Source organism: Bacillus timonensis, from assembly GCF_004799755.1.
Taxonomy (GTDB): domain Bacteria; phylum Bacillota; class Bacilli; order Bacillales; family Bacillaceae_L; genus Ferdinandcohnia; species Ferdinandcohnia timonensis_A.
The window spans coordinates 16,240-36,658 of record NZ_SLUB01000001.1; the positions used below are offsets into that span (position 1 = coordinate 16,240).

The 20,419-nt window shown below is 37.9% G+C and carries 17 protein-coding genes and 1 other annotated feature; of the genes, 16 read left to right on the plus strand and 1 reads right to left on the minus strand.

The genetic code is table 11. From position 1 onward, the window contains the following. Positions 1-2: 2 nt before the first annotated feature. The 7 genes from E1I69_RS00070 (at position 3) to ysxE (ending at position 7,430) form a co-directional block, all read left to right on the plus strand. Positions 3-836: a cytochrome C assembly family protein gene (locus E1I69_RS00070; protein ID WP_136377604.1), complete on the plus strand. Its 834-nt coding sequence runs from the start codon at positions 3-5 to the stop codon at positions 834-836. 15 nt (positions 837-851) lie between these two features. Beyond that, positions 852-1,784, plus strand: coding sequence for a hydroxymethylbilane synthase (hemC, locus tag E1I69_RS00075; protein ID WP_136377605.1), 933 nt, complete (start codon positions 852-854; stop codon positions 1,782-1,784). Then, positions 1,784-2,605: a uroporphyrinogen-III synthase gene (locus E1I69_RS00080; RefSeq protein ID WP_136377606.1), complete on the plus strand. Its 822-nt coding sequence runs from the start codon at positions 1,784-1,786 to the stop codon at positions 2,603-2,605. The genes hemC and E1I69_RS00080 overlap by 1 nt, the downstream gene beginning before the upstream one ends. Further along, positions 2,583-3,563, plus strand: coding sequence for a porphobilinogen synthase (gene hemB, locus E1I69_RS00085; protein ID WP_136377607.1), 981 nt, complete (start codon positions 2,583-2,585; stop codon positions 3,561-3,563). The genes E1I69_RS00080 and hemB overlap by 23 nt, the downstream gene beginning before the upstream one ends. Positions 3,564-3,632: 69 nt before the next feature. Beyond that, the gene (gene hemL / locus E1I69_RS00090; protein ID WP_136377608.1) at positions 3,633-4,922 is read left to right on the plus strand and encodes a glutamate-1-semialdehyde 2,1-aminomutase; all 1,290 of its coding nucleotides are present in this window, start codon (positions 3,633-3,635) and stop codon (positions 4,920-4,922) included. Between the two features lie 157 nt (positions 4,923-5,079). Further along, positions 5,080-6,306, plus strand: a complete 1,227-nt coding sequence (gene spoVID, locus E1I69_RS00095; protein ID WP_136377609.1) for a stage VI sporulation protein D — start codon at positions 5,080-5,082, stop codon at positions 6,304-6,306. Between the two features lie 86 nt (positions 6,307-6,392). Beyond that, complete coding sequence (ysxE, locus tag E1I69_RS00100; protein WP_136377610.1) at positions 6,393-7,430, plus strand: spore coat protein YsxE; 1,038 nt, start codon at positions 6,393-6,395, stop codon at positions 7,428-7,430. A gap of 13 nt (positions 7,431-7,443) precedes the next feature. Here ysxE and E1I69_RS00105 read toward each other — a convergent pair whose 3' ends face one another. Next, positions 7,444-7,638 (minus strand): hypothetical protein, encoded by a 195-nt coding sequence (locus E1I69_RS00105; RefSeq protein ID WP_136377611.1) that lies wholly within the window; start codon positions 7,636-7,638, stop codon positions 7,444-7,446. A 340-nt stretch (positions 7,639-7,978) separates the two neighbouring features. Continuing rightward, positions 7,979-8,207 (plus strand) — a binding site (T-box leader). A 98-nt stretch (positions 8,208-8,305) separates the two neighbouring features. Between E1I69_RS00105 and E1I69_RS00110 the strand changes: the two genes are divergently transcribed. From E1I69_RS00110 to E1I69_RS00150, 9 genes are all read left to right on the plus strand, one after another. Further along, positions 8,306-10,948, plus strand: coding sequence for a valine--tRNA ligase (locus tag E1I69_RS00110; RefSeq protein ID WP_136377612.1), 2,643 nt, complete (start codon positions 8,306-8,308; stop codon positions 10,946-10,948). Between the two features lie 68 nt (positions 10,949-11,016). Beyond that, the gene (locus tag E1I69_RS00115; protein WP_136377613.1) at positions 11,017-12,318 is read left to right on the plus strand and encodes a bifunctional folylpolyglutamate synthase/dihydrofolate synthase; all 1,302 of its coding nucleotides are present in this window, start codon (positions 11,017-11,019) and stop codon (positions 12,316-12,318) included. 160 nt (positions 12,319-12,478) lie between these two features. After that, on the plus strand, positions 12,479-12,910 hold the full coding sequence (locus E1I69_RS00120) for a type IV pilus modification PilV family protein (RefSeq protein WP_161974819.1): 432 nt from the start codon (positions 12,479-12,481) through the stop codon (positions 12,908-12,910). 5 nt (positions 12,911-12,915) lie between these two features. Then, positions 12,916-13,308, plus strand: a complete 393-nt coding sequence (locus E1I69_RS00125) for a prepilin-type N-terminal cleavage/methylation domain-containing protein (RefSeq protein WP_136377615.1) — start codon at positions 12,916-12,918, stop codon at positions 13,306-13,308. 10 nt (positions 13,309-13,318) lie between these two features. After that, positions 13,319-14,842: a PilX N-terminal domain-containing pilus assembly protein gene (locus E1I69_RS00130; RefSeq protein ID WP_136377616.1), complete on the plus strand. Its 1,524-nt coding sequence runs from the start codon at positions 13,319-13,321 to the stop codon at positions 14,840-14,842. A 429-nt stretch (positions 14,843-15,271) separates the two neighbouring features. Further along, a complete protein-coding gene (locus E1I69_RS00135; protein ID WP_161974820.1) occupies positions 15,272-16,462 on the plus strand; it encodes a G5 domain-containing protein in 1,191 nt (396 codons plus the stop codon). Positions 16,463-16,479: 17 nt separating this feature from the next. Further along, positions 16,480-18,135: a GspE/PulE family protein gene (locus tag E1I69_RS00140; protein ID WP_136377618.1), complete on the plus strand. Its 1,656-nt coding sequence runs from the start codon at positions 16,480-16,482 to the stop codon at positions 18,133-18,135. 11 nt (positions 18,136-18,146) lie between these two features. After that, entirely contained in the window at positions 18,147-19,193 is a 1,047-nt protein-coding gene (locus E1I69_RS00145) for a type IV pilus twitching motility protein PilT (protein WP_136377619.1), read from the plus strand. After that, a complete protein-coding gene (locus E1I69_RS00150) occupies positions 19,186-20,391 on the plus strand; it encodes a type II secretion system F family protein (protein ID WP_136377620.1) in 1,206 nt (401 codons plus the stop codon). Before E1I69_RS00145 ends, E1I69_RS00150 begins: the two co-directional genes overlap by 8 nt. Positions 20,392-20,419 lie beyond the last annotated feature (28 nt).

Here is a 20,419-nt window from a genome sequence, read left to right on the forward strand (position 1 = left end):
AAATGGTAGAGATGAATGTAACGAGATTACATGAGTTTACGGTAATTCTCTATGCCTTAAGTGTCCTACTTTATTTTATAGATTTTCTTCATAATAACCGGAAGGTAAATAAGTTTGCCTTCTGGTTACTTGCATTTGTTTGGGTCATTCAATCAATTTTTCTCCTTACACGAATGCTGAATACTGGCAGATTGCCGATATTGTCCATGTTTGAAGGACTCTATTTTTATGCATGGGTATTGATTACACTTTCATTAATTTTAAATAAGTTTTTGAGAGTGGATTTCATTGTATTCTTTACAAATTTATTAGGATTTTTCATTATGGCCTTACATACTTTTGCACCAGGGCAGCATGGTTCAAGTGCCGTGGAAACTCAACTTATTTCAGAATTACTGATGATTCATATCACGATGGCGATTCTTTCATATGGTGCTTTTTCGTTATCATTTGTGTTTTCAATTCTTTATTTAATTCAATACAATTTGTTAAAACAGAAAAAATGGGGAAAACGACTGCTCCGATTAGATGATTTATCAAAGCTTGACTATATGTCTTATGTATTGAATTTAATTGGGGTGCCCATGCTTTTATTAGCGCTTATCTTAGGAGTGCTATGGGCCTATATCAAGGTTGAGAATTTTTATTTTTACGATGCTAAGGTATTAGGTTCCTTTTTTGTTTTAGTTATTTACTTAGTGTACCTTTATAAAAGGGTTGTTCAAAAGCTCCAAGGGAAAACAATTGCCTATTGGAATATAGGAGCATTTTTATTTTTACTTGTTAATTTCTTTTTGTTTGGAAGTTTATCAAATTTCCATTTTTGGCTTACATAGACAGGAGGAGCATATATGAGAAAAATTATTGTTGGTTCTCGAAGAAGTAAATTGGCGATTACACAAACAAACTGGGTAATCCAGCAACTTAAAAATTTGGGTGTTCCCAATGAGTTTGAGGTGAAAGAAATCGTAACAAAAGGTGATAAAATTCTTGATGTTACGTTATCCAAGGTTGGTGGAAAAGGTCTTTTCGTAAAGGAAATTGAACAAGCTTTATATGATAAGGAAATCGATATGGCTGTCCACAGTATGAAGGATATGCCTGCTGAACTACCTGAAGGACTTATCATTGGATGTGTTCCGAAGCGTGAAGATCACCGTGATGTCATCATCTCAAAGGGGGATGTTTCCTTCGAAACACTTCCTAGTGGGGCAATTGTTGGAACAAGCAGCTTACGAAGAAGTGCACAGCTTCTTGCCAAAAGAGATGATATTGAAATTAAATGGATTCGTGGGAACATCGATACAAGGCTTTCCAAGCTGGAAAATGAAGACTACGATGCAATCGTTTTAGCAGCTGCAGGCCTAAAGCGCATGGGATGGTCTGATGATGTAGTATCCGAATTTGTGGAACCCGAGGTTTGTTTACCAGCTGTTGGTCAAGGCGCTCTAGCTATTGAGTGCCGCGAAGATGATGCTGAAATTTTGCTTGCATTATCAAAATTAAATGATGAATATACACAACATACAGTGGCTGCCGAGCGTGCTTTTCTTCATAAAATGGAAGGTGGCTGCCAGATTCCAATTGCAGCTTATGCAACAATGTCAGAGGATAGGGAAATTGCGTTAACAGCTTTGGTAGGCTCTCCAGATGGGAAAACGATTTATAAAGAACAGGTTTATGGGAAAAATCCAATTGAAGTTGGACATGAAGCAGCGAAAAAATTATCAGACCTTGGTGCAAAAGAGTTAATTGATCAAGTGAAAGAGGAGCTTAATAAGTAATGGAAAGCACACAACCTCTGTTTGGAAAAACGATTTTAAATACAAGAGGTAAAAGTGCGGCTGCTGGATTTTCTAAGAAAATCTTGGCAGCAGGTGGAACTCCAATTGAAATACCATTACTAACGTTCCAAAAACCGAAGGATACAATGATTATTGAAGAAACAATAAAGAATTTACACATGTATGAATGGCTGATTTTTACGAGTAAAAATGGTGTTGATTCTTTTTTTGAGTTTTATAATCTAGTTGTGGAAAAAGTAACAAAGAATATTCCAATGCCCAAAATAGCTGTTGTGGGTACAAAAACGGAGAAGGCTTTGTTGGCAAAAGGGTATACACCTGAGCTTGTACCTGATGAATTTATCGCAGAAGGTTTGTTTGAAAGTTTACGTCCTTATGTGAAGTCAGGTGTCCACTTTTTACTAGCTCGTGGAAATTTATCACGATCTTATTTAGTCGATGAATTAACAAAACACGGTGCAGTTGCAACAGATTTAATTGTATATGAGACAGTGGGAGATTCTCGTGAAAGGGATCAATTAATCAAGCTTTTAAAAGAAAAACGAATTGATATCATTACCTTCACGAGTCCTTCTACAGTGAAGCAATTCTATAAAATGGTGGAACAAACGGAGTGGGAAGAATGGACAGATCATGTCCTATTCGCATGCATCGGTCCCGAAACAAAGAAAGCAGCTGATCATTTACATATTCCGATTCATATTTGTCCAAGGAATTACACAACTGACTTTTTACTCGCGGAAATTATCGATTTTTTACACAAGAAGGAGAATAACGATGGAGAAATTACAATTTGCTAGACATCGAAGATTACGTCAATCAGCAAACATGAGAGCATTAGTCCGTGAAACACATCTACATACTGATGATTTAATTTACCCCTTATTCGTTGTGGAAGGTGAAAATAAAAAAATAGAAGTTTCCTCAATGCCGGGTGTTTATAATATTTCATTAGATTTACTCGAACAAGAACTTGATGAAATTGTAGAGTTAGGTATTAAATCAGTCATTTTATTTGGTGTACCAAATGACAAGGATGAGGTTGGTACAGGAGCTTATCATGATCACGGTATTGTTCAAGAGGCAACACGTTTAACGAAAGAGAAGCACCCGGAATTAATCGTAATTGCAGATACTTGTTTATGTGAATACACATCACATGGCCACTGTGGCGTGATTGAAAACGGAAACGTACTAAATGACCCGTCGTTACAATTATTAGCAAAAACAGCGGTTAGTCAGGCAAAAGCGGGCGCAGACATTATTGCACCATCTAACATGATGGATGGCTTTGTTACGGCAATTCGTCACGCCCTTGATGAAGCAGGCTTTGAAAATGTGCCAATCATGTCCTATGCGGTTAAATACTCTTCAGCCTTTTATGGTCCATTTCGTGATGCAGCTGGGAGTTCTCCTTCCTTTGGTGATCGTAAAACCTATCAAATGGATTATGCGAACCGTTTGGAAGCGTTACGTGAAGCTGAATCTGATATTGAAGAAGGTGCAGATTTCCTTATCGTAAAGCCAGCATTGTCTTACTTAGATATTGTTCGCGATGTTAAAAACCATTTTAATGCACCGATAGTTGCTTATAACGTGAGTGGAGAATACTCAATGATTAAAGCAGCAGCTCAAAACGGTTGGATCAATGAAAAAGAAATTGTCATGGAAATGTTAATAGGTATGAAACGTGCAGGAGCGGATTTAATCATTACATATCACTCAAAAGATGTTGCACGTTGGTTAAAGGAAAATTAACGAATGAAGAGTCTGTCCCTCATTTACGCGGAGGGGGACAGGTCCCAATAAAAGAAAGGGGTTACGATGATGAGAAGTTATGAAAAGTCAAAAGCGGCTTTTTCGGAAAGTATTCACCTAATGCCAGGCGGGGTAAATAGTCCAGTTCGTGCTTTCAAATCCGTAAATATGGATCCAATTTTCATGGAGCGTGGAAAGGGCTCTAAAATATATGATATCGATGGAAATGAATACATAGATTATGTACTATCTTGGGGACCACTTATTCACGGTCATGCAAATGATCAAGTGGTTGAAGCCCTTAAAAAGGCAACAGAAATGGGAACAAGCTTTGGGGCTCCGACCTTATCTGAAAATAAGCTGGCTAAACTTGTAATTGAACGGGTTCCATCCATTGAAATCGTCCGTATGGTAAACTCCGGAACAGAAGCCACTATGAGTGCATTACGTTTAGCTCGAGGTTATACAGGTCGTAATAAAATCTTGAAATTTGAAGGTTGTTATCACGGTCATGGTGACTCATTATTAATTAAAGCAGGCTCAGGTGTTGCGACTCTTGGTTTACCTGATAGTCCAGGTGTTCCAGAGGGCATTGCTAAAAATACCATTACAGTTCCTTATAATGATTTAGGAGCAGTAAAATATGCATTTGAACAGTTTGGGGAAGATATTGCTGGCGTGATCGTCGAGCCAGTAGCTGGAAACATGGGGGTTGTTCCTCCGCAACCTGGATTCCTTGAAGGACTTCGTGAAATTACAACAAAGTATGGAACATTGTTAATTTTTGATGAGGTTATGACAGGATTCCGTGTGGATTATCATTGTGCTCAAGGCTATTTTGGTGTTACACCTGATATTACTTGTCTAGGTAAAGTAATTGGTGGCGGTCTACCTGTAGGAGCATATGGTGGACGTGCAGACATCATGGAAAAAATTGCACCAGCCGGACCAATTTATCAAGCAGGAACACTTTCTGGGAATCCACTAGCTATGACAGCGGGCTATGAGACTTTATCACAGTTAAAACCAGAAGACTATACAGAGTTTAAAAAGAAAGCTGATCGACTGGAAGAGGGGCTTACACAAGCAGCAGAAAAATATGATATCCCACATTGTATCAATCGTGCTGGTTCAATGATTGGCTTCTTCTTTACAAATGAAAAGGTCATTAACTATGATGTTGCCAAAACATCTAATTTAGACTATTTTGCAACGTATTACCGTGAAATGGCAAATGGCGGAGTATTCTTACCACCATCTCAATTTGAAGGCATCTTCCTTTCTACCGCTCATTCTGAAGAAGATATCGAAAAAACAATTCAAACAGCCGAAAAAGCATTTTCTATAATCAAAGGTTAAGAAGACAATAAGGCAGACTCAGATAAAATAAACTGGGTCTGCCTTTTTATTTCGAACAACTTCTTTAAGAACTTATCATAAATCCCTTGGAACTATCATAAAAATTGTAATGTCATAATAAATCTGTTTAGAAGGAGACTGAAAGGAGGAGTAGCTGATGTCATCTGAAAACTTACGATTTTCAGTAGAGGAATCAGTCTGGTTTCAAAAGGGACAGGAAGTCTCTGAGCTCATCTCAATATCGCTTGACCCTGATATTGTTATTCAAGAGCATGACCAATATGTGTCCATTCGCGGTGCATTACAGCTAACAGGTGAATATCGAATAGATGAAAACAATGCGGAAGAGGGAGAGCGTGACTTTGCCTCGGTTCGACTGGTAAATGAGGTTATTACACGTGAGGATGGAATTAGTGAACTTAACCATCGCTTCCCTGTCGACATTACGATTCCACAAGACCGTGTTCAAAGCTTAGATGATGTATATGTCTTAATTGAGACATTTGACTATGAAATTCCGAAGCGTGGCTGTTTACAGATCGTTGCCGATTTGGCCATAAGTGGGATTCATGGGATTACTCAAGCATCAAAAGAGGAAGTTTCCACTGAGGCGAGGAAACAAGAAGAACAACCTTCTGCAGCGGTAGAGCAACCTTCTGCTACGGTTGAGCAACCTGCAGAAGAAGAATTGGAGCTAGTGAGAAGCAGTTCATTTGAAGAGGAAGAAGAAACTCAAGTAGATGCAGAGGTAGTAAGTGAAGAAGATGTTCATGTTGTTGCGGAAGTAATACAAGAAGACCAGGAAGAGGGAGTACTACAATACCAAGAGGAAGTAGTGCTACAAAGTGGGGCAGAGGAACAAGAAGCAGATAGAAAACAGCAGGATGAAGAAGCCGATGCCGACCTCTTTGTTCCTTTTGAGGTGGAAGCAAGAAAGGAAGTCTATCTGGATCTGGAACAACACGAGGAGATTGAGGTTGTTGATGCGATCGAGGAAGAAGAGTTTCAAACCGTTTTAACACCTACAATTGAGGTAAAAGCTAGGCATGATAATCAGTTAAGTTTCGCTTCCGACCAACCAAATAAGAAAAGCTCAACAGCCGTCCAGGAAAAAGAAGTGGTTCAAGAGCATCGAGAAGAACAAACAGAAGAATCAGTAAAACGAAGTGAAAATGATTTGTTATTAACCAAAATATTTGGTAGAGATGAAGTGGATGATCATACGACAATGAAAATCTGTATCGTTCAACATGGAGATTCATTAGAAAAAATTTCACAACGCTATGAAATAAGTGTTCAACAATTAGTCCGGGTTAACTCATTAAATACGGATTCCGTTTCTGAAGGACAGTTATTATATATCCCTGTCCAAGCGAATACGTAATTATGATAGGGTGGGGAGGAAAACCTCGCCCTGTTTTCTTGATGTGTGGACCATAAAAATTGCTAGGAAAGAGAGTGGTTGGCCCAATGAATAAAATTGATATAAGTAGTATCGGGCCTATCTTAAAGAAATATAACCTAAAGCCCCTATCACTTGAACGATTCGGGAAAATTACAAAAGTCGTTACAGACAAAGGCATTTATGCTCTTAAATCCATTTCGCACAAAATCAATCCATCCTTCCCCACTTTCCTTCAACAATTATTTCAACAGGGTTACACAAGGGCTGTCCCCATTTACCCAACGGTCGAAGGAAAATACCTTATATATCATAACCACAAATTTCATTACCTGATGCCATGGTTGAAAAGCCATACACTCGAGCATCGTGGAGATCATTACCATGCCTTTTTTAAAGAAATCGCAAGGATTCATCTAACAACTGTAAGTAAACAACAAATCAATAATGAAAATGAGATAAAAGGACACTATGAAACAATCATCAAAAAATGGGAAGAGCGAAATCAATTTCTAGAAAGGTTTGTTGTAGAAGCAGAGGCTAAATGGTATATGTCCCCATTTGAATTACAGTTTTGTACGTATTTTTATGAAACCAGCCTAGCCTCATCATTTGCAAGAACCCAGCTCGAAAAATGGCATGAATTAATGGTAGAGAAGAAGTCTTATCGAACCGCCTTAACACTAAATAATTTATCAGATTCTCATTTTTTATATGATGATAGCGGAAAAGGATATCTATCGAATTTTGAAAAGGTTGGCTATGCTAGTCCAACAAATGATTTAGTAAGTCTTTATTTCCGTATATTAAAAACATATCCTATACAATGTACAGATTGTTTAGAGTGGCTTGAAACTTACCAAAGCCGTTTTCCATTAAGGGAAGAGGAATTTTATCTTTTTTTAAGTCATTTAACATATCCAGAACCCATTTACCGGTGTGTGCGCAATTATTCTGAGCATAATCAAAGGAAATCAGAGCGGGAGCATGTCCAAGCTTTACAGCGAGCTTACTGGCTAACAAAAAACATTGAGTTTGTTTCTGTTAAACTACTTGAAGCAGAACATCAACAAAAAGAACAGGAAGAAGAATCCCATACGGAATAATGTATGGGATTTTCTATACATAGTCAAAATAAAAGGCAACGGCAAGCAAAATTAAGATGGCTAAAAAGAGCACATCAAACGAGGTTGGAAGAAAAATGGTTCGAACCGCTTGAACGATCGTGATGGGGATAATAAATTGGTGACAAACGTCTCTGCATAGTCTTAGCCAAGGAGGGTAGGAGTATTTTCTAAATCGTCCTCTTTTCATGCTGATCTCTCCCTTCAAATATCCTATAATTAAAATATGCTAGGATAAGCAGAATAGTTCCAATCAGACAAATTTGTAACAAAATGCAACATAGTGAATAAAGTATAAAAATCTTGGCTACCCTTATTGACAATACCTATTGAAATTCACGAATATTAGTAGTAGAATCTTTAAGTAACTAAAATAAAAGTTTTAAAGTCGACGAATCAGAAACGAGAAGGTCAAGGAAGGACAGTCTTGAGGACCGGAGCGTATGTATTTAATACGCGAGGACCGGAGAGACCGAGTGACGTAGAGATTCGAAGTTTATCATTTGGCGACTTTTAAACATCATTATTGCTTACATACGATGAGAGGGAAGAGTACATCGGATACCCCTTCAGAGAGAGAAATCAGTAGCTGTGAGGTTTCTTAGGAACGTTACGATGGAAGGTCGCCCTTTAGTAGCTTTTATGAAAATCGAGTAGTAAAAGCCGGTGAAAAGCCGTTATCTTTTTTTGAGAGCATAGATACGTTTCTTTATCTATGAAAAAAGGTGGTACCGCGAATATACTCCATTCGTCCTTTTATGAGGATGAGTGGAGTTTTTTATTTATTCAGCCAGGGCGGCAATTACGCCAAGGCTCATTTGATTCAATTTTGGATATTTTTTTAAGGAGGAACACTCATGGAAGGAAATGAAAAGACGTTATCAACAAAGTATGACCCGCAAACAATTGAAGCGGGCCGCTATCAATATTGGTTGGATGGTAAATTTTTTGAAGCAAAAGATGATGCTTCGAAAAAACCATACACAATTGTCATTCCACCGCCGAACGTTACAGGGAAGTTACACCTGGGTCATGCGTGGGATACAACCTTACAGGATATTCTAACTCGTATAAAAAGGATGCAAGGCTATGATGTTCTATGGCTACCAGGAATGGACCATGCCGGTATCGCGACACAAGCTAAAGTGGAAGCGAAGCTACGTGAGAATGGAAAAACTCGCTATGATTTAGGGCGAGAAAAATTCGTAGAGGAAACATGGAAGTGGAAAGAAGAATATGCGAGTCATATTCGTGAGCAATGGTCTAAACTAGGACTTGGTTTAGATTACTCAAGAGAACGATTCACACTTGATGAAGGACTTTCAAAAGCGGTTCGTGAAGTGTTCGTTACCTTATATAAAAAAGGTCTTATTTACCGCGGTGAATACATTATCAACTGGGATCCTGCAACAAAAACAGCCCTCTCTGATATCGAGGTCATTTATAAAGATGTTCAAGGGGCATTTTACCATATGCGCTATCCTTTAGCAGATGGTAGCGGATCAATTGAAATTGCAACAACGCGTCCTGAAACCATGCTTGGCGATACGGCTATCGCGGTTCATCCAGAAGATGAGCGCTTTAAACACTTAATCGGTAAAACTGTTATTCTCCCAATCGTAGGAAGGGAAATACCCATTGTTGGTGATGATTATGTTGATATGGAATTTGGTTCTGGTGCTGTGAAAATTACACCTGCCCATGATCCGAATGACTTCGAGGTTGGCAATCGTCATAATCTCGAACGCGTTCTCGTCATGAATGAAGACGGAACGATGAATGAGAATGCCGGTAAATACCAAGGTATGGATCGCTTTGAATGCAGAAAGCAAATAGTAAAGGACCTTCAAGAAGAAGGTGTACTATTCAAAATTGAAGACCATCTTCATTCAGTTGGACATAGTGAGCGAAGTGGGGCAGTGGTTGAACCCTATTTGTCCACACAATGGTTTGTAAAAATGCAGCCATTAGCGGATGAAGCGATAAAGCTTCAAAGTCAGGAAGGTAAAGTACATTTCGTTCCAGAACGTTTTGAAAAGACGTATCTACATTGGATGGAGAATATTCGTGATTGGTGTATTTCGCGGCAATTATGGTGGGGTCACAGAATCCCTGCTTGGTATCATAAAGAAACTGGTGAGGTACATGTTGATCATGAACCACCAGCAGATATCGACAACTGGGAACAGGATAAAGACGTTTTAGACACATGGTTTAGTTCTGCATTATGGCCATTTTCAACAATGGGTTGGCCTGATAAAGAGGCTGCTGATTTTAAACGTCACTACCCTACAGATGCTCTTGTAACAGGCTATGACATCATCTTTTTCTGGGTGTCAAGAATGATATTCCAAGGTCTTGAATTTACAGGAAAACGTCCATTTAAGGATGTTCTAATTCATGGTCTAGTACGTGATGCAGAAGGTCGTAAAATGAGTAAGTCACTCGGAAATGGTGTTGACCCAATGGATGTCATTGCCAAATACGGTGCCGATTCATTACGATACTTCTTATCAACGGGAAGCTCACCAGGGCAAGACTTACGCTTTAGCATTGAAAAAGTTGAAGCAACTTGGAACTTTGCAAATAAGATTTGGAATGCATCACGTTTTGCCTTAATGAATATGGGTGATTTAAAGTTTGAAGACATCGACTTTAGCGGTGAAAAATCTGTTGCTGATAAGTGGATTTTAACTCGCCTAAACGAAACGATCGCATCAGTCACAAATCTGGCTGATAAATATGAATTCGGTGAAGTAGGAAGAGTCCTTTATAACTTCATTTGGGATGACTTCTGTGATTGGTATATTGAAATGGCGAAGCTTCCTTTATATGGTGAAGACGAACAAGCGAAGAAAACAACAAGATCGATTCTTGCTTATGTTTTAGACAATACAATGAGATTGCTACATCCATTCATGCCTTTTATTACCGAGGAAATATGGCAGAATTTGCCGCATAATGGAGAATCCATTACGATTGCAAAATGGCCTGAAGTAAATGCACAACTATCAGATGATCAAGCTGCGCAAGAAATGCGATTATTAGTAGATATTATTCGCTCTGTTCGAAACATCCGCGCAGAGGTGAATACACCAATGAGCAAGCAAATCAAGCTATATATTAAGGCGAAGGATGAAACATTCTTATCACAACTTGAAAAGAATCGTTCTTACCTGGAGAGATTCTGTAATCCTAGTGAACTTCAGGTTGCAACTGATATTACTTCACCTGAAAAATCAATGACCTCTGTTGTAACAGGTGCGGAACTATTTCTACCACTTGAAGGACTTATTAATATCGATGAAGAAATTAAGCGACTAGAAAAAGAACTAGATAAGCTTGATAAAGAGGTTGAACGCGTTCAGAAAAAACTAGGCAACGAAGGTTTTGTAAAGAAAGCACCTCAAAAAGTTATCGATGAAGAACGAGCAAAAGAAAGAGACTATCTCGAAAAACGAGAAACAGTACGCGAGCGCATTGCAGAATTAAGAGGCTAAATGAATAAAAGGCGGATCTTATAAAGATTCGTCTTTCCTTCATTTTAACTATATTTGGAGGAACACATATGATACAGACTTATGATGAAGCCCTTGCTTGGATTCATGGGAGATTAAGGCTCGGCATGAAGCCAGGACTATCCCGAATGGAATGGATGATGGATCGGCTCGATCATCCGCAAGAAAAAATCAAGGCCATTCATGTAGCGGGAACAAACGGGAAGGGATCCACTGTTAGCTACATCCGAAACATGTTACAGGAAGCCGGTTATAAAATTGGAACCTTCACTTCTCCTTTTATTGAGACTTTTAATGAACGAATTAGTGTAAATGGAAAACCTATTTCGGATGATGAAATTGTCTCTCTCTTACAAGTGATACAACCATTAGCGGAAGAGTTGGAGGAGACCGAACTTGGTGGTCCAACTGAATTTGAAGTAATCACGGCAATGGCTCTACATTATTTTGGAGAAGCTTCCGATATCGACTTTGTGATTATGGAGGTTGGATTAGGGGGGAGACTTGATTCAACAAATGTCATTAACCCTCTTATATCTATTATCACAAGTATTGGATTTGATCACATGAACATTCTTGGAGATACGATTGAAGAAATTGCGGGAGAAAAAGCGGGAATCATCAAACGAAATGTACCTGTAATAACGGCGGTTGAACAACCTCAAGCCATTGAAGTAATTGGTACGATCGCAAAAGAAAAAATTAGCCCTTTCTATCAACTAGGGCAGGATTTCTTTATCCTTGGTCACCATGCAAATGAAGGAGAATCTTTTACTGTAAAAACACAGAATAAAACCTTTCCAAATCTGCACATCTCGATGAAAGGTGCTCATCAAGTAAGAAATGCAAGCTTAGCCGTATTGGCAGTTCATATGTTGCAAGATACTGGTGCTGTACAAATAGAAGAGCGTCAACTTGCCACAGGTTTAGAAAAAACAAAATGGATTGGCCGATTTGAAGAAATTTCAAAGAATCCACTTGTCATTCTAGATGGTGCCCATAATCCAGAAGGTGTTAATAGTCTTGTGGACACGATAGAAGCCCACTTGAAAGGGAAAGACATTCACATTATTTTTAGCGCCCTAAGCGATAAAAAATTAGACACGATGATTGGGCAACTTGAAAAGATCGCAAAAACATTAACTTTTTCCAGCTTTGACTACCCAAGAGCGGCAACCACTGGAGAACTATATGAAAATTCATCTGCGGGTGAATCGATAAATACTGTCGATAATTGGCAGGAGGCAGTAGAGGCGGGATTAGAGCGTGTGTCTTCGGTTGAAAATGCAGCTCTCATTATTACGGGCTCACTTTATTTTATTTCAGAGGTTAGGAGATTTTTATTAAACTGAATAGAGACAAGGTGGATGTGAAATAGATAAGAAAGACTTTCTTATCTATTTTTTTATGAAAAAGACAATATGTGACATGTATTTATGTATTTTTCTTTTCTAAATAATGTATTCAGCCTATAATGGTGCTAAAGAACTATTTGAGATTGGGGAGTGGAGGATGAAGTCAAAGAATCAAAATGGAATCACTTTAATTGAAGTTCTTGCCTCTATTGTCATTCTATCTCTAATCATTGTTACATTTGTACCCATGTTCATTCAATCAGCAAAAACAAACAATATTTCTAAAAGTATTACTGAATCCACGTATCTTGCAGAATCAGAGTTGGAAGAAATCATTCATTTAAATACAAAATCTGCTTCTCCTTCCCTACTTGAATTATCAACTCAAATGTTAAGTAAAGGATACAGCAACGATCCCTCTTGTAGCCATTGTTATGGAATGATGAAAGATGACCGGTATGTTTTTGTGCAATTAAAGGATACTACAACTGACCTTGGAAAGGTTGTTTTAAAGATATATAGAGATTCAAACAAACAAAAGCTCGAATCCCAAATGGAGACGGTTTTATCTTGGAAAAATAGTGGGTGATCAGGATGGAAAAATGTGAAAAGGGTGTAACATTGGTTGAACTTTTAGCAGCCATTTCACTTCTTTCAATTATTCTTCTGCTTGCTAGCTCTGTTCATTTATTTGGGCAAAAACAGATGAATACACAAAAGAATGAAGTACAAATCCAATCACAAGAAAGACTTGCTGCAAATCTAATTACAAAAGAAATAAGAAAAGCAGACTCGGTTAAGGTCAATAATCCCAATGAATTAACGATTAATGGCTCAGATGTATACAAACTTGAGGGAACCACAATTGAAAAAAATAATGAAGAGTTTATGACGAATATAAATGGTTTTAATGTTTCCAAGAATGGGAATCAAGTGATTTTAAAAATAGGAGATCTACCTGAAACTACTATTTATATCCGAGAATAGGCGTGATATTGTGAAAAAACAAACTTCATTTATCCAAAATGAAAAAGGTATTGCTCTTGTCATGGTACTCTTAATTCTTACGGTCATGACAATTTTAGGACTAGCCATAATGGGACTCACCCTTAACAATATGAAAATGAGTTCGGGGGAAAGAAGCTACCAATCTACCTATTATATTGCTGAATCGGGCATCACCTATGCAATGGACAAGGTCAATCAAAATATTGTAAATATCTATAATGACTCTGCCACTAAAGGCACATTTTTTTCGGAAATTGATCAGATGATTACCGACATAAATAACGAACCGCCCTATCGCAATTTTGAAGAAGCTTTTGGCCATATACCAGAGGCAAAAATAACGATAGAAAAGATTGGGAATTACGAAGTGAATGACAACTATCGAGACTATAAACTCACTTCGATCGGAACAATCGATAATCGCTCACGGACAGTGGAGAAACAAATTCGTATTTTTTGGGTAAATAAATCGAATATTGATATTCCTGATACGGCGGTGTTTGTGAAAGAGAAAATTGATTTATCAGGTGGAGCAAAAATTACTGGGGATGTTGGAACGAACTCATCTGCCCCAAGGTCAGTCGTTCTTGATGGGGGAGCCAGTATTTCAGGAACAGTATATGTTGGTCCAAGTGCTGGAAATGATGTTATAGATACAAATAATAAGGATGTAAAGATTCAAGTAGTAAATCTACCCTATATTAAAATATTCGATTTACCGCAGTTTCCTGCTTTTCCCAGCAACTCGATACCAAAGAATGAAATAATTTATAAAGATAACAATAGCCATGATGTCATTTATAACGAATCATTACTCATTAATAGTTGGGTTGCAAATAACTATACTTTAAAGATGAATAAGGATTTACAATTCAATGAGATTTATATTACCTCAAATAATACGTTAAATATTGATATAGGTAATACTGATCGAAACATCGTTGTAAATCATCTAAATGTTCCAAATGGGAAAATAAATATAATTGGTAAAGGAAAGCTGATCCTTTATGTTTCGAATAAGATAACAATGGGGGCTGGTAGTGTTATAAATACATCAACTGATATTGATAACAATAAAGTGAGTAAAGGAAAAAAACTGGAGCTTATGAAGGGACAAATAAATAAGCTTGATATTTTTTATAAAGGGACTAGTTTAGATATGTCTGGAGACCAAAGAATTTACGGCTCTTTATACGCTCAAAATGCAAACATAACAATGACTGGAGGTTCTGGTTTTCAAGGACATATTATTACTGGTGGTGGGAAAATAGATATTAGTGGAGGAGCTAATGCTATAACACAAGTATTTTATGCGCCAAATTCAAATGTGAATATTACTGGTGGTGGAACTATTCAGGGTAATATTATTTCTAAATCACTCACCATTTCAGGTGGAGGATCGGTAACATATGATAGTATTACATTAGAAGATTTGCCACCAATGTTTGGTGGAACAACAGAGAACATTTCACCAAAAGATATCCTATCAGCAGAACCAACTCGTGAAAAATAAGTTTATAAAGATGATTAAAGGAGCGAGAACGCTCTTTTTTTTTGAGGAAAAACTGACACGAGTAAAAATATGACGAATTGTAACAAAAAAATTGCTTTTATTACAAAGAGCGCGTAAACTCTCTTTAGTATTTTCCTATTTTCATATAAAATGATAGGAAGAAGAATAGGTATATTTTACTATCTTATTTTTGAATGTTAATAAGGTCTTTTTAAAATCATGTAAATGAATCTGGAGACACTACAAACTAATCACGGTTAAATAAAGAAGTCAAAAAGAGTCGAAAGGAGCACAATGATGCAGAAATTACATACAGTTAAAATTTTCAGCTTGCTCTTACTTTGTGTTATACTCCTATCCCTTTTTTCGACTTTTGGATCAAAAACGTACCATGCCTTTTTTGCTAACGATTCCTTTAAGGAAGGAACAATGATTGGACCAGTTGATGTGACTGGTCTTAGCGAAGAGGATGCGAGAACAGCCTTGTTATCAGAGGTTGAAACCTGGTATGGAATAGGTGAAATAACACTTGTTTCTGGTGATATGAAAAATGCTGTAAATAAACGAGAAATGTTTAGTATCGATATCCTTGAAAGTGTAAATACAGCAGTTGATGGTGCTCAAAACCCTTTGCTAACAGGGGTAAAAGATGAAAGCCTAGAAAAAGTTCTAAACGAAATTAGCTCAATAGAAATGAACACAGTTGAGCTTGAAAATGAGTTGCTGCTTCCTGCTACAACTTTACATCCAGGTAAGATTGAGATTAACCTTGGAAAATTTGTCGAGGTCGATGAAAATAATATCGTATCACAATCAGTGATTCGCAATCTTAAGGATGAAAGTGAAATCGTAAATTGGGTGAAAGAATTTGAAGTAGTGAATTTGCCTGCAAACAAGCCATTTTCTTTGCTATCATTTTTAGAGGAAAGTGATACAATTTCAAACTATTCGAATGAATCATTAAGTGTAATTGCAACTGGAATCTATTCAACTGTCTTATCCTCCAATTTTGAAATCATTGAAAGACATATTAGTGCCCAACTGCCTGATTATGCAACTTTCGGATATGAAGCGGTGTTTGAAAAAGAAAAAAAGGATTTACTGATTTATAATGTTAATCCTTACGAATATAAACTACTGTTTTCATTGAAAAATCATGAATTCAATGTACAGCTTATTGGTCCAGAAATGCAATCTTCGATAAATGTGAAAATAGAAGATGAAGAGTCCCTCGAACCTAAGATTATTAAGCAGTATGATCGTACTCTTCCTAAGGGCGAAATGGTGGTAAAACAAAAAGGAACTGCTGGACAATTTGGTAAAATCTATCGCATCGTTGAAAAAGCTGGTGAGGTAGATGAAAAGGTGAAGGTAGCTGAGGACTATTATCCACCAATTCACACAATCGAAGCCCATAGTATTTTAGTACCGGAATCCCCTCAAAACCCGAGCGATAAGCAACCAGATGGTAATATTTCAGATCCGGATATTGCTCCTGGAATAAATAATGGTTCAAACGGTGAAGAAAATAATCAAGAATCTGGAAATGATACGGACGAAAATAACGAAAATATAGATTTATGGGAGGATCCTGATCCATTGCATTTACAAAAATCTTAGGGAGGAGGGGAAATTCCATGCTTAGAGGACGTAGGCGATTAGGAGATTTGCTAATTGAGGCAGGTCTTTTAACAGAGCAACAGTTAAAACAAGCCTTAGAAGATCAGTCGGAATCACAAAAACTTGGAGATATTCTTCTTCAAAAAGGGTTTATTACAGAGCAACAACTAATCGAGGTTCTCGAGTTTCAATTAGGGATCCCCCATGTGAGTCTATTTCGATATCCAATCGACACATCATTAACGACATTGATACCAAAAGAAATGGCGAGAAGACATCATTTAATCGCCCTTCGCAAAGATGGGGACAAGCTATTTGTCGCAATGGCAGACCCAATGGATTATTACGCCATTGAGGATTTACGCCTAACGACTGGGTTTCAGATCGAACCCGTTATAGCCTCTAAGGACGAGATCATACGGGCGATTAATAAGTTTTATGATTTAGACGAAGGGGTAAAGGAACTTTTTGCAGAAGCTCCTACGGAAATTGAAGAAGAGAGAATTACAAACGAGGATTCACCAGTTGTTAAATTAGTAAACCAAATCCTGCAAAATGCTGTTCAGCAGCGTGCCAGTGATATTCATGTCGATCCGCATGAAACAAAGGTTTTACTTCGTTATCGAGTAGACGGTGTGCTCCGTACGGAACGGTCGTTACCAAAGAGCATGCAAGGCGTCCTAACAGCACGCATTAAAATTATGGCGAATCTAGATATTACCGAAAGCCGCATCCCTCAGGATGGTCGAATAAAAATAAATCTTGAAGCACATCATATTGACTTACGTGTTTCCACCTTACCAACTGTATATGGTGAGAAAATTGTAATGAGAGTTTTAGATTTAGGGAGCGCATTAAATAATCTTTCACAATTAGGATTTAATAATGTGAACCTCGAACGATTTAAAAGACTGATTCATAGCCCAACAGGAATTGTATTAATTACGGGTCCTACCGGGTCAGGAAAGTCGTCCACTCTTTATGCTGCATTAAATCAGCTTAATTCTGAAGATGTAAATATCATTACAATTGAGGATCCTGTCGAATACCAGCTAGAAGGTATTAATCAAATTCAAGTAAATCCAAATGTCGGTATGACATTTGCAAAAGGGCTTCGGGCGATTTTACGGCAAGATCCTAATATCATTATGGTTGGAGAGATTCGTGACCAGGAAACAGCGGATGTGGCTGTCCGAGCATCATTAACTGGTCATCTAGTCCTAAGTACTCTCCATACAAACGATTCACTTGGTACGATTACACGCTTAATTGATATGGGGGTTGAACCATTCCTTGTTGCCTCATCACTCTCAGGCGTAGTCGCTCAGCGATTGGTTCGTCGTGTTTGTCGAGATTGTGGTCAGTTGCAGGAACCAACTGTACGGGAGCTCGAAATCTTCGCAAAACGCGGAATTACCATTGAAAAAGTGAACCGAGGAAAAGGCTGTGGAACCTGTAATATGACAGGATATAAAGGTAGGGTTGCCATCCATGAGTTACTGGTAATCAACGACAACATGAAAAGGGCAATTATGAATCGAGAGTCTTACACAACTCTACGTGACCTAGCCATCAAAAACAAAACCATCTTTTTAATTGATGATGGGCTATTAAAAGTAAAACAAGGATTAACAACTACAGAGGAAATATTAAGAGTAACAACAGCTGAATAGGTGGGATTTATATGAAGGATAAAATTAATCAAATATTACATTCAGCAAATGAGCATAAGGCTTCTGATATTCATATAACAGCTGGTGTTCCTCCGATTTTTCGTATCAATGGGGATTTAAAAAGATACGGAAAAGATATATTAAAGCCACCAGTCATTGAGGAAATAGCAAAAGCAATAGTACCAGAAGAAATGTGGGACCGTTTTAAACAAAAAGGAGAGCTCGATTTTTCGTACGGCATTTCAGGTGTATCACGATTTCGTGTCAATATCTATATGCAAAGGGGATGTCCAGCCATCGCTTTTCGGGTGATACCTACTTCTATTCCGACAATTGAGGATCTTGTACTACCACAGGTTTTAAAAAAAATTAGTCAAAAGCCACAAGGGTTAATACTTGTTACAGGTCCAACCGGTAGCGGGAAGTCTACAACTCTTGCAGCGATGATTCACTACATTAATCAAACAATGAGCAAGCATGTCGTGACATTAGAGGATCCGATTGAATACCTGCATAAACATGGGATGAGTATCATTGAGCAACGTGAGGTAGGAAGTGATACTCGTAATTTTGCAAATGGTCTTAGAGCGGCCTTACGACAAGACCCGGACGTCATTCTTGTCGGAGAAATGCGTGACTTAGAAACAACACAAACGGCAATTACTGCAGCGGAAACGGGTCATCTTGTATTAGGAACCTTACATACAGTAAATGCACCGTCTACCATTGACCGTATCATTGATATGTTTCCATATGCGCAGCAGCCACAAATCAGAATCCAATTGGCAAATGTACTAGTAAGTGTCATATCCCAGAGGTTATTTCCAACGGTTGATAAAAAAGGACGCAAGGCTGCTACTGAGATTTTACTCAATAATTCTGCAGTCGCGAATTTAATTCGAAATGAAAAAAACCACCAGATAAAGAATGTGATGCAAACAAGCCGTGCAGAAGGAATGCATACATTGGAAACCGATCTTTTAGACTTAGTTCGTGCCGGAGTGATTTCAAGAGATATTGCTCAACCCTTTTTACAGGAGCTAAATCCAAATGCCTAGATTTAAATATGAAGGTAGAGATAAATTTGGTAAGAAATCCGGTACGATTTCAGGAACTTCTAAGCAGGACGCAGTTAGGTCTCTTCACGATAAAGGCATTCGGGTGATTACGATTAATGAGGTACCAGAGACATTTTTGACGAAAGATATCGCGGTTGGTCATCCAGTAAAGCTAAGAGAGTTTGTCATTTTTTTACGTCAATTTGCAACCCTTATTAAAGCGGGTGTGACAATAGTCGATTCGATAAATATTTTGGCGCATCAAACGAGCAGTAAGCCACTCCAGAAAGCTCTCCTAGAGGTAGGCGTAGATTTAAGAGAGGGGATCCCTTTATCTACGGCAACAACCAAGCATAAGAGGATTTTTACGAACCTTTTTACGAATATGATTCGGGTAGGCGAAGTTGGCGGAAATCTTGATGATACATTAGAAAATCTTGCCGGTTATTATGAGAAACAGAATAAAACAAGACAAAAGGTAAAGTCAGCAATGGCGTATCCAGCCGTTGTGGGTATTATCGCAGTCGTTGTCGTCATTTTTCTATTAGTTTCCGTCGTTCCAACTTTTGTAGACATGTTTGCTGATTTTGGTGCGGAGCTACCGGCTATCACGAAATTTGTTTTACATGCAAGTGTGTTTATGCAAAAGTTTTGGTGGCTTGTTGTCCTTTTAGGCCTGGTTATTTATTTGCTTTTTATATTCCTTAAGCGAAAACAAGAAACTAGATTTTATCTAGATTATGCTCTATTAAAAATGCCGATATTTGGGAAGCTAATACAGAAGGCTGTTCTCGCTCGTATGACAAGAACATTAAGTTCGATGTTGAATAGTTCAGTTCCTATCTTGCAAGCACTATCCGTAGTCGAAACAATTGTGGAAAATGAAGTGATTGCAAAAGTGGTAAAACAATCGAGACAAGCTCTTGAACAAGGGAAGTCAATGACGGAGCCGATGAAAAAGCATTGGGCATTTCCACCGCTCATCACCCATATGATTGCAATCGGTGAAAGCACAGGTTCATTAGATGAAATGCTGGGGAAGGTTGCTAATTTTTATGAAGATGAAGTAGACAATGCAACAGATCAGTTGAAATCATTGATTGAACCTCTCATGATTGTTTTTTTAAGCGGTATAGTCGGGACTATTGTCACTGCGATTTTAGTACCGATGTTCGATATCTTTAACCAAATCCAATAAAAGGTAAAAAAATCCATATTTTTTGTAA

Bases quoted from the DNA above. Each gene is read 5' to 3' on its own strand.
- E1I69_RS00110 (WP_136377612.1), top strand. From the start codon at position 8,306: ATGGAAGGAAATGAAAAGACGTTATCAACAAAGTATGACCCGCAAACA.
- hemL (WP_136377608.1), top strand. From the start codon at position 3,633: ATGAGAAGTTATGAAAAGTCAAAAGCGGCTTTTTCGGAAAGTATTCAC.
- hemB (WP_136377607.1), top strand. From the start codon at position 2,583: ATGGAGAAATTACAATTTGCTAGACATCGAAGATTACGTCAATCAGCA.
- E1I69_RS00125 (WP_136377615.1), top strand. From the start codon at position 12,916: ATGGAAAAATGTGAAAAGGGTGTAACATTGGTTGAACTTTTAGCAGCC.
- E1I69_RS00080 (WP_136377606.1), top strand. From the start codon at position 1,784: ATGGAAAGCACACAACCTCTGTTTGGAAAAACGATTTTAAATACAAGA.
- E1I69_RS00140 (WP_136377618.1), top strand. From the start codon at position 16,480: ATGCTTAGAGGACGTAGGCGATTAGGAGATTTGCTAATTGAGGCAGGT.
- E1I69_RS00145 (WP_136377619.1), top strand. From the start codon at position 18,147: ATGAAGGATAAAATTAATCAAATATTACATTCAGCAAATGAGCATAAG.
- E1I69_RS00115 (WP_136377613.1), top strand. From the start codon at position 11,017: ATGATACAGACTTATGATGAAGCCCTTGCTTGGATTCATGGGAGATTA.
- spoVID (WP_136377609.1), top strand. From the start codon at position 5,080: ATGTCATCTGAAAACTTACGATTTTCAGTAGAGGAATCAGTCTGGTTT.
- E1I69_RS00120 (WP_161974819.1), top strand. From the start codon at position 12,479: ATGAAGTCAAAGAATCAAAATGGAATCACTTTAATTGAAGTTCTTGCC.
- E1I69_RS00150 (WP_136377620.1), top strand. From the start codon at position 19,186: ATGCCTAGATTTAAATATGAAGGTAGAGATAAATTTGGTAAGAAATCC.
- hemC (WP_136377605.1), top strand. From the start codon at position 852: ATGAGAAAAATTATTGTTGGTTCTCGAAGAAGTAAATTGGCGATTACA.
- ysxE (WP_136377610.1), top strand. From the start codon at position 6,393: ATGAATAAAATTGATATAAGTAGTATCGGGCCTATCTTAAAGAAATAT.
- E1I69_RS00135 (WP_161974820.1), top strand. From the start codon at position 15,272: ATGATTGGACCAGTTGATGTGACTGGTCTTAGCGAAGAGGATGCGAGA.
- E1I69_RS00105 (WP_136377611.1), bottom strand. From the start codon at position 7,638: ATGAAAAGAGGACGATTTAGAAAATACTCCTACCCTCCTTGGCTAAGA.
- E1I69_RS00070 (WP_136377604.1), top strand. From the start codon at position 3: ATGGTAGAGATGAATGTAACGAGATTACATGAGTTTACGGTAATTCTC.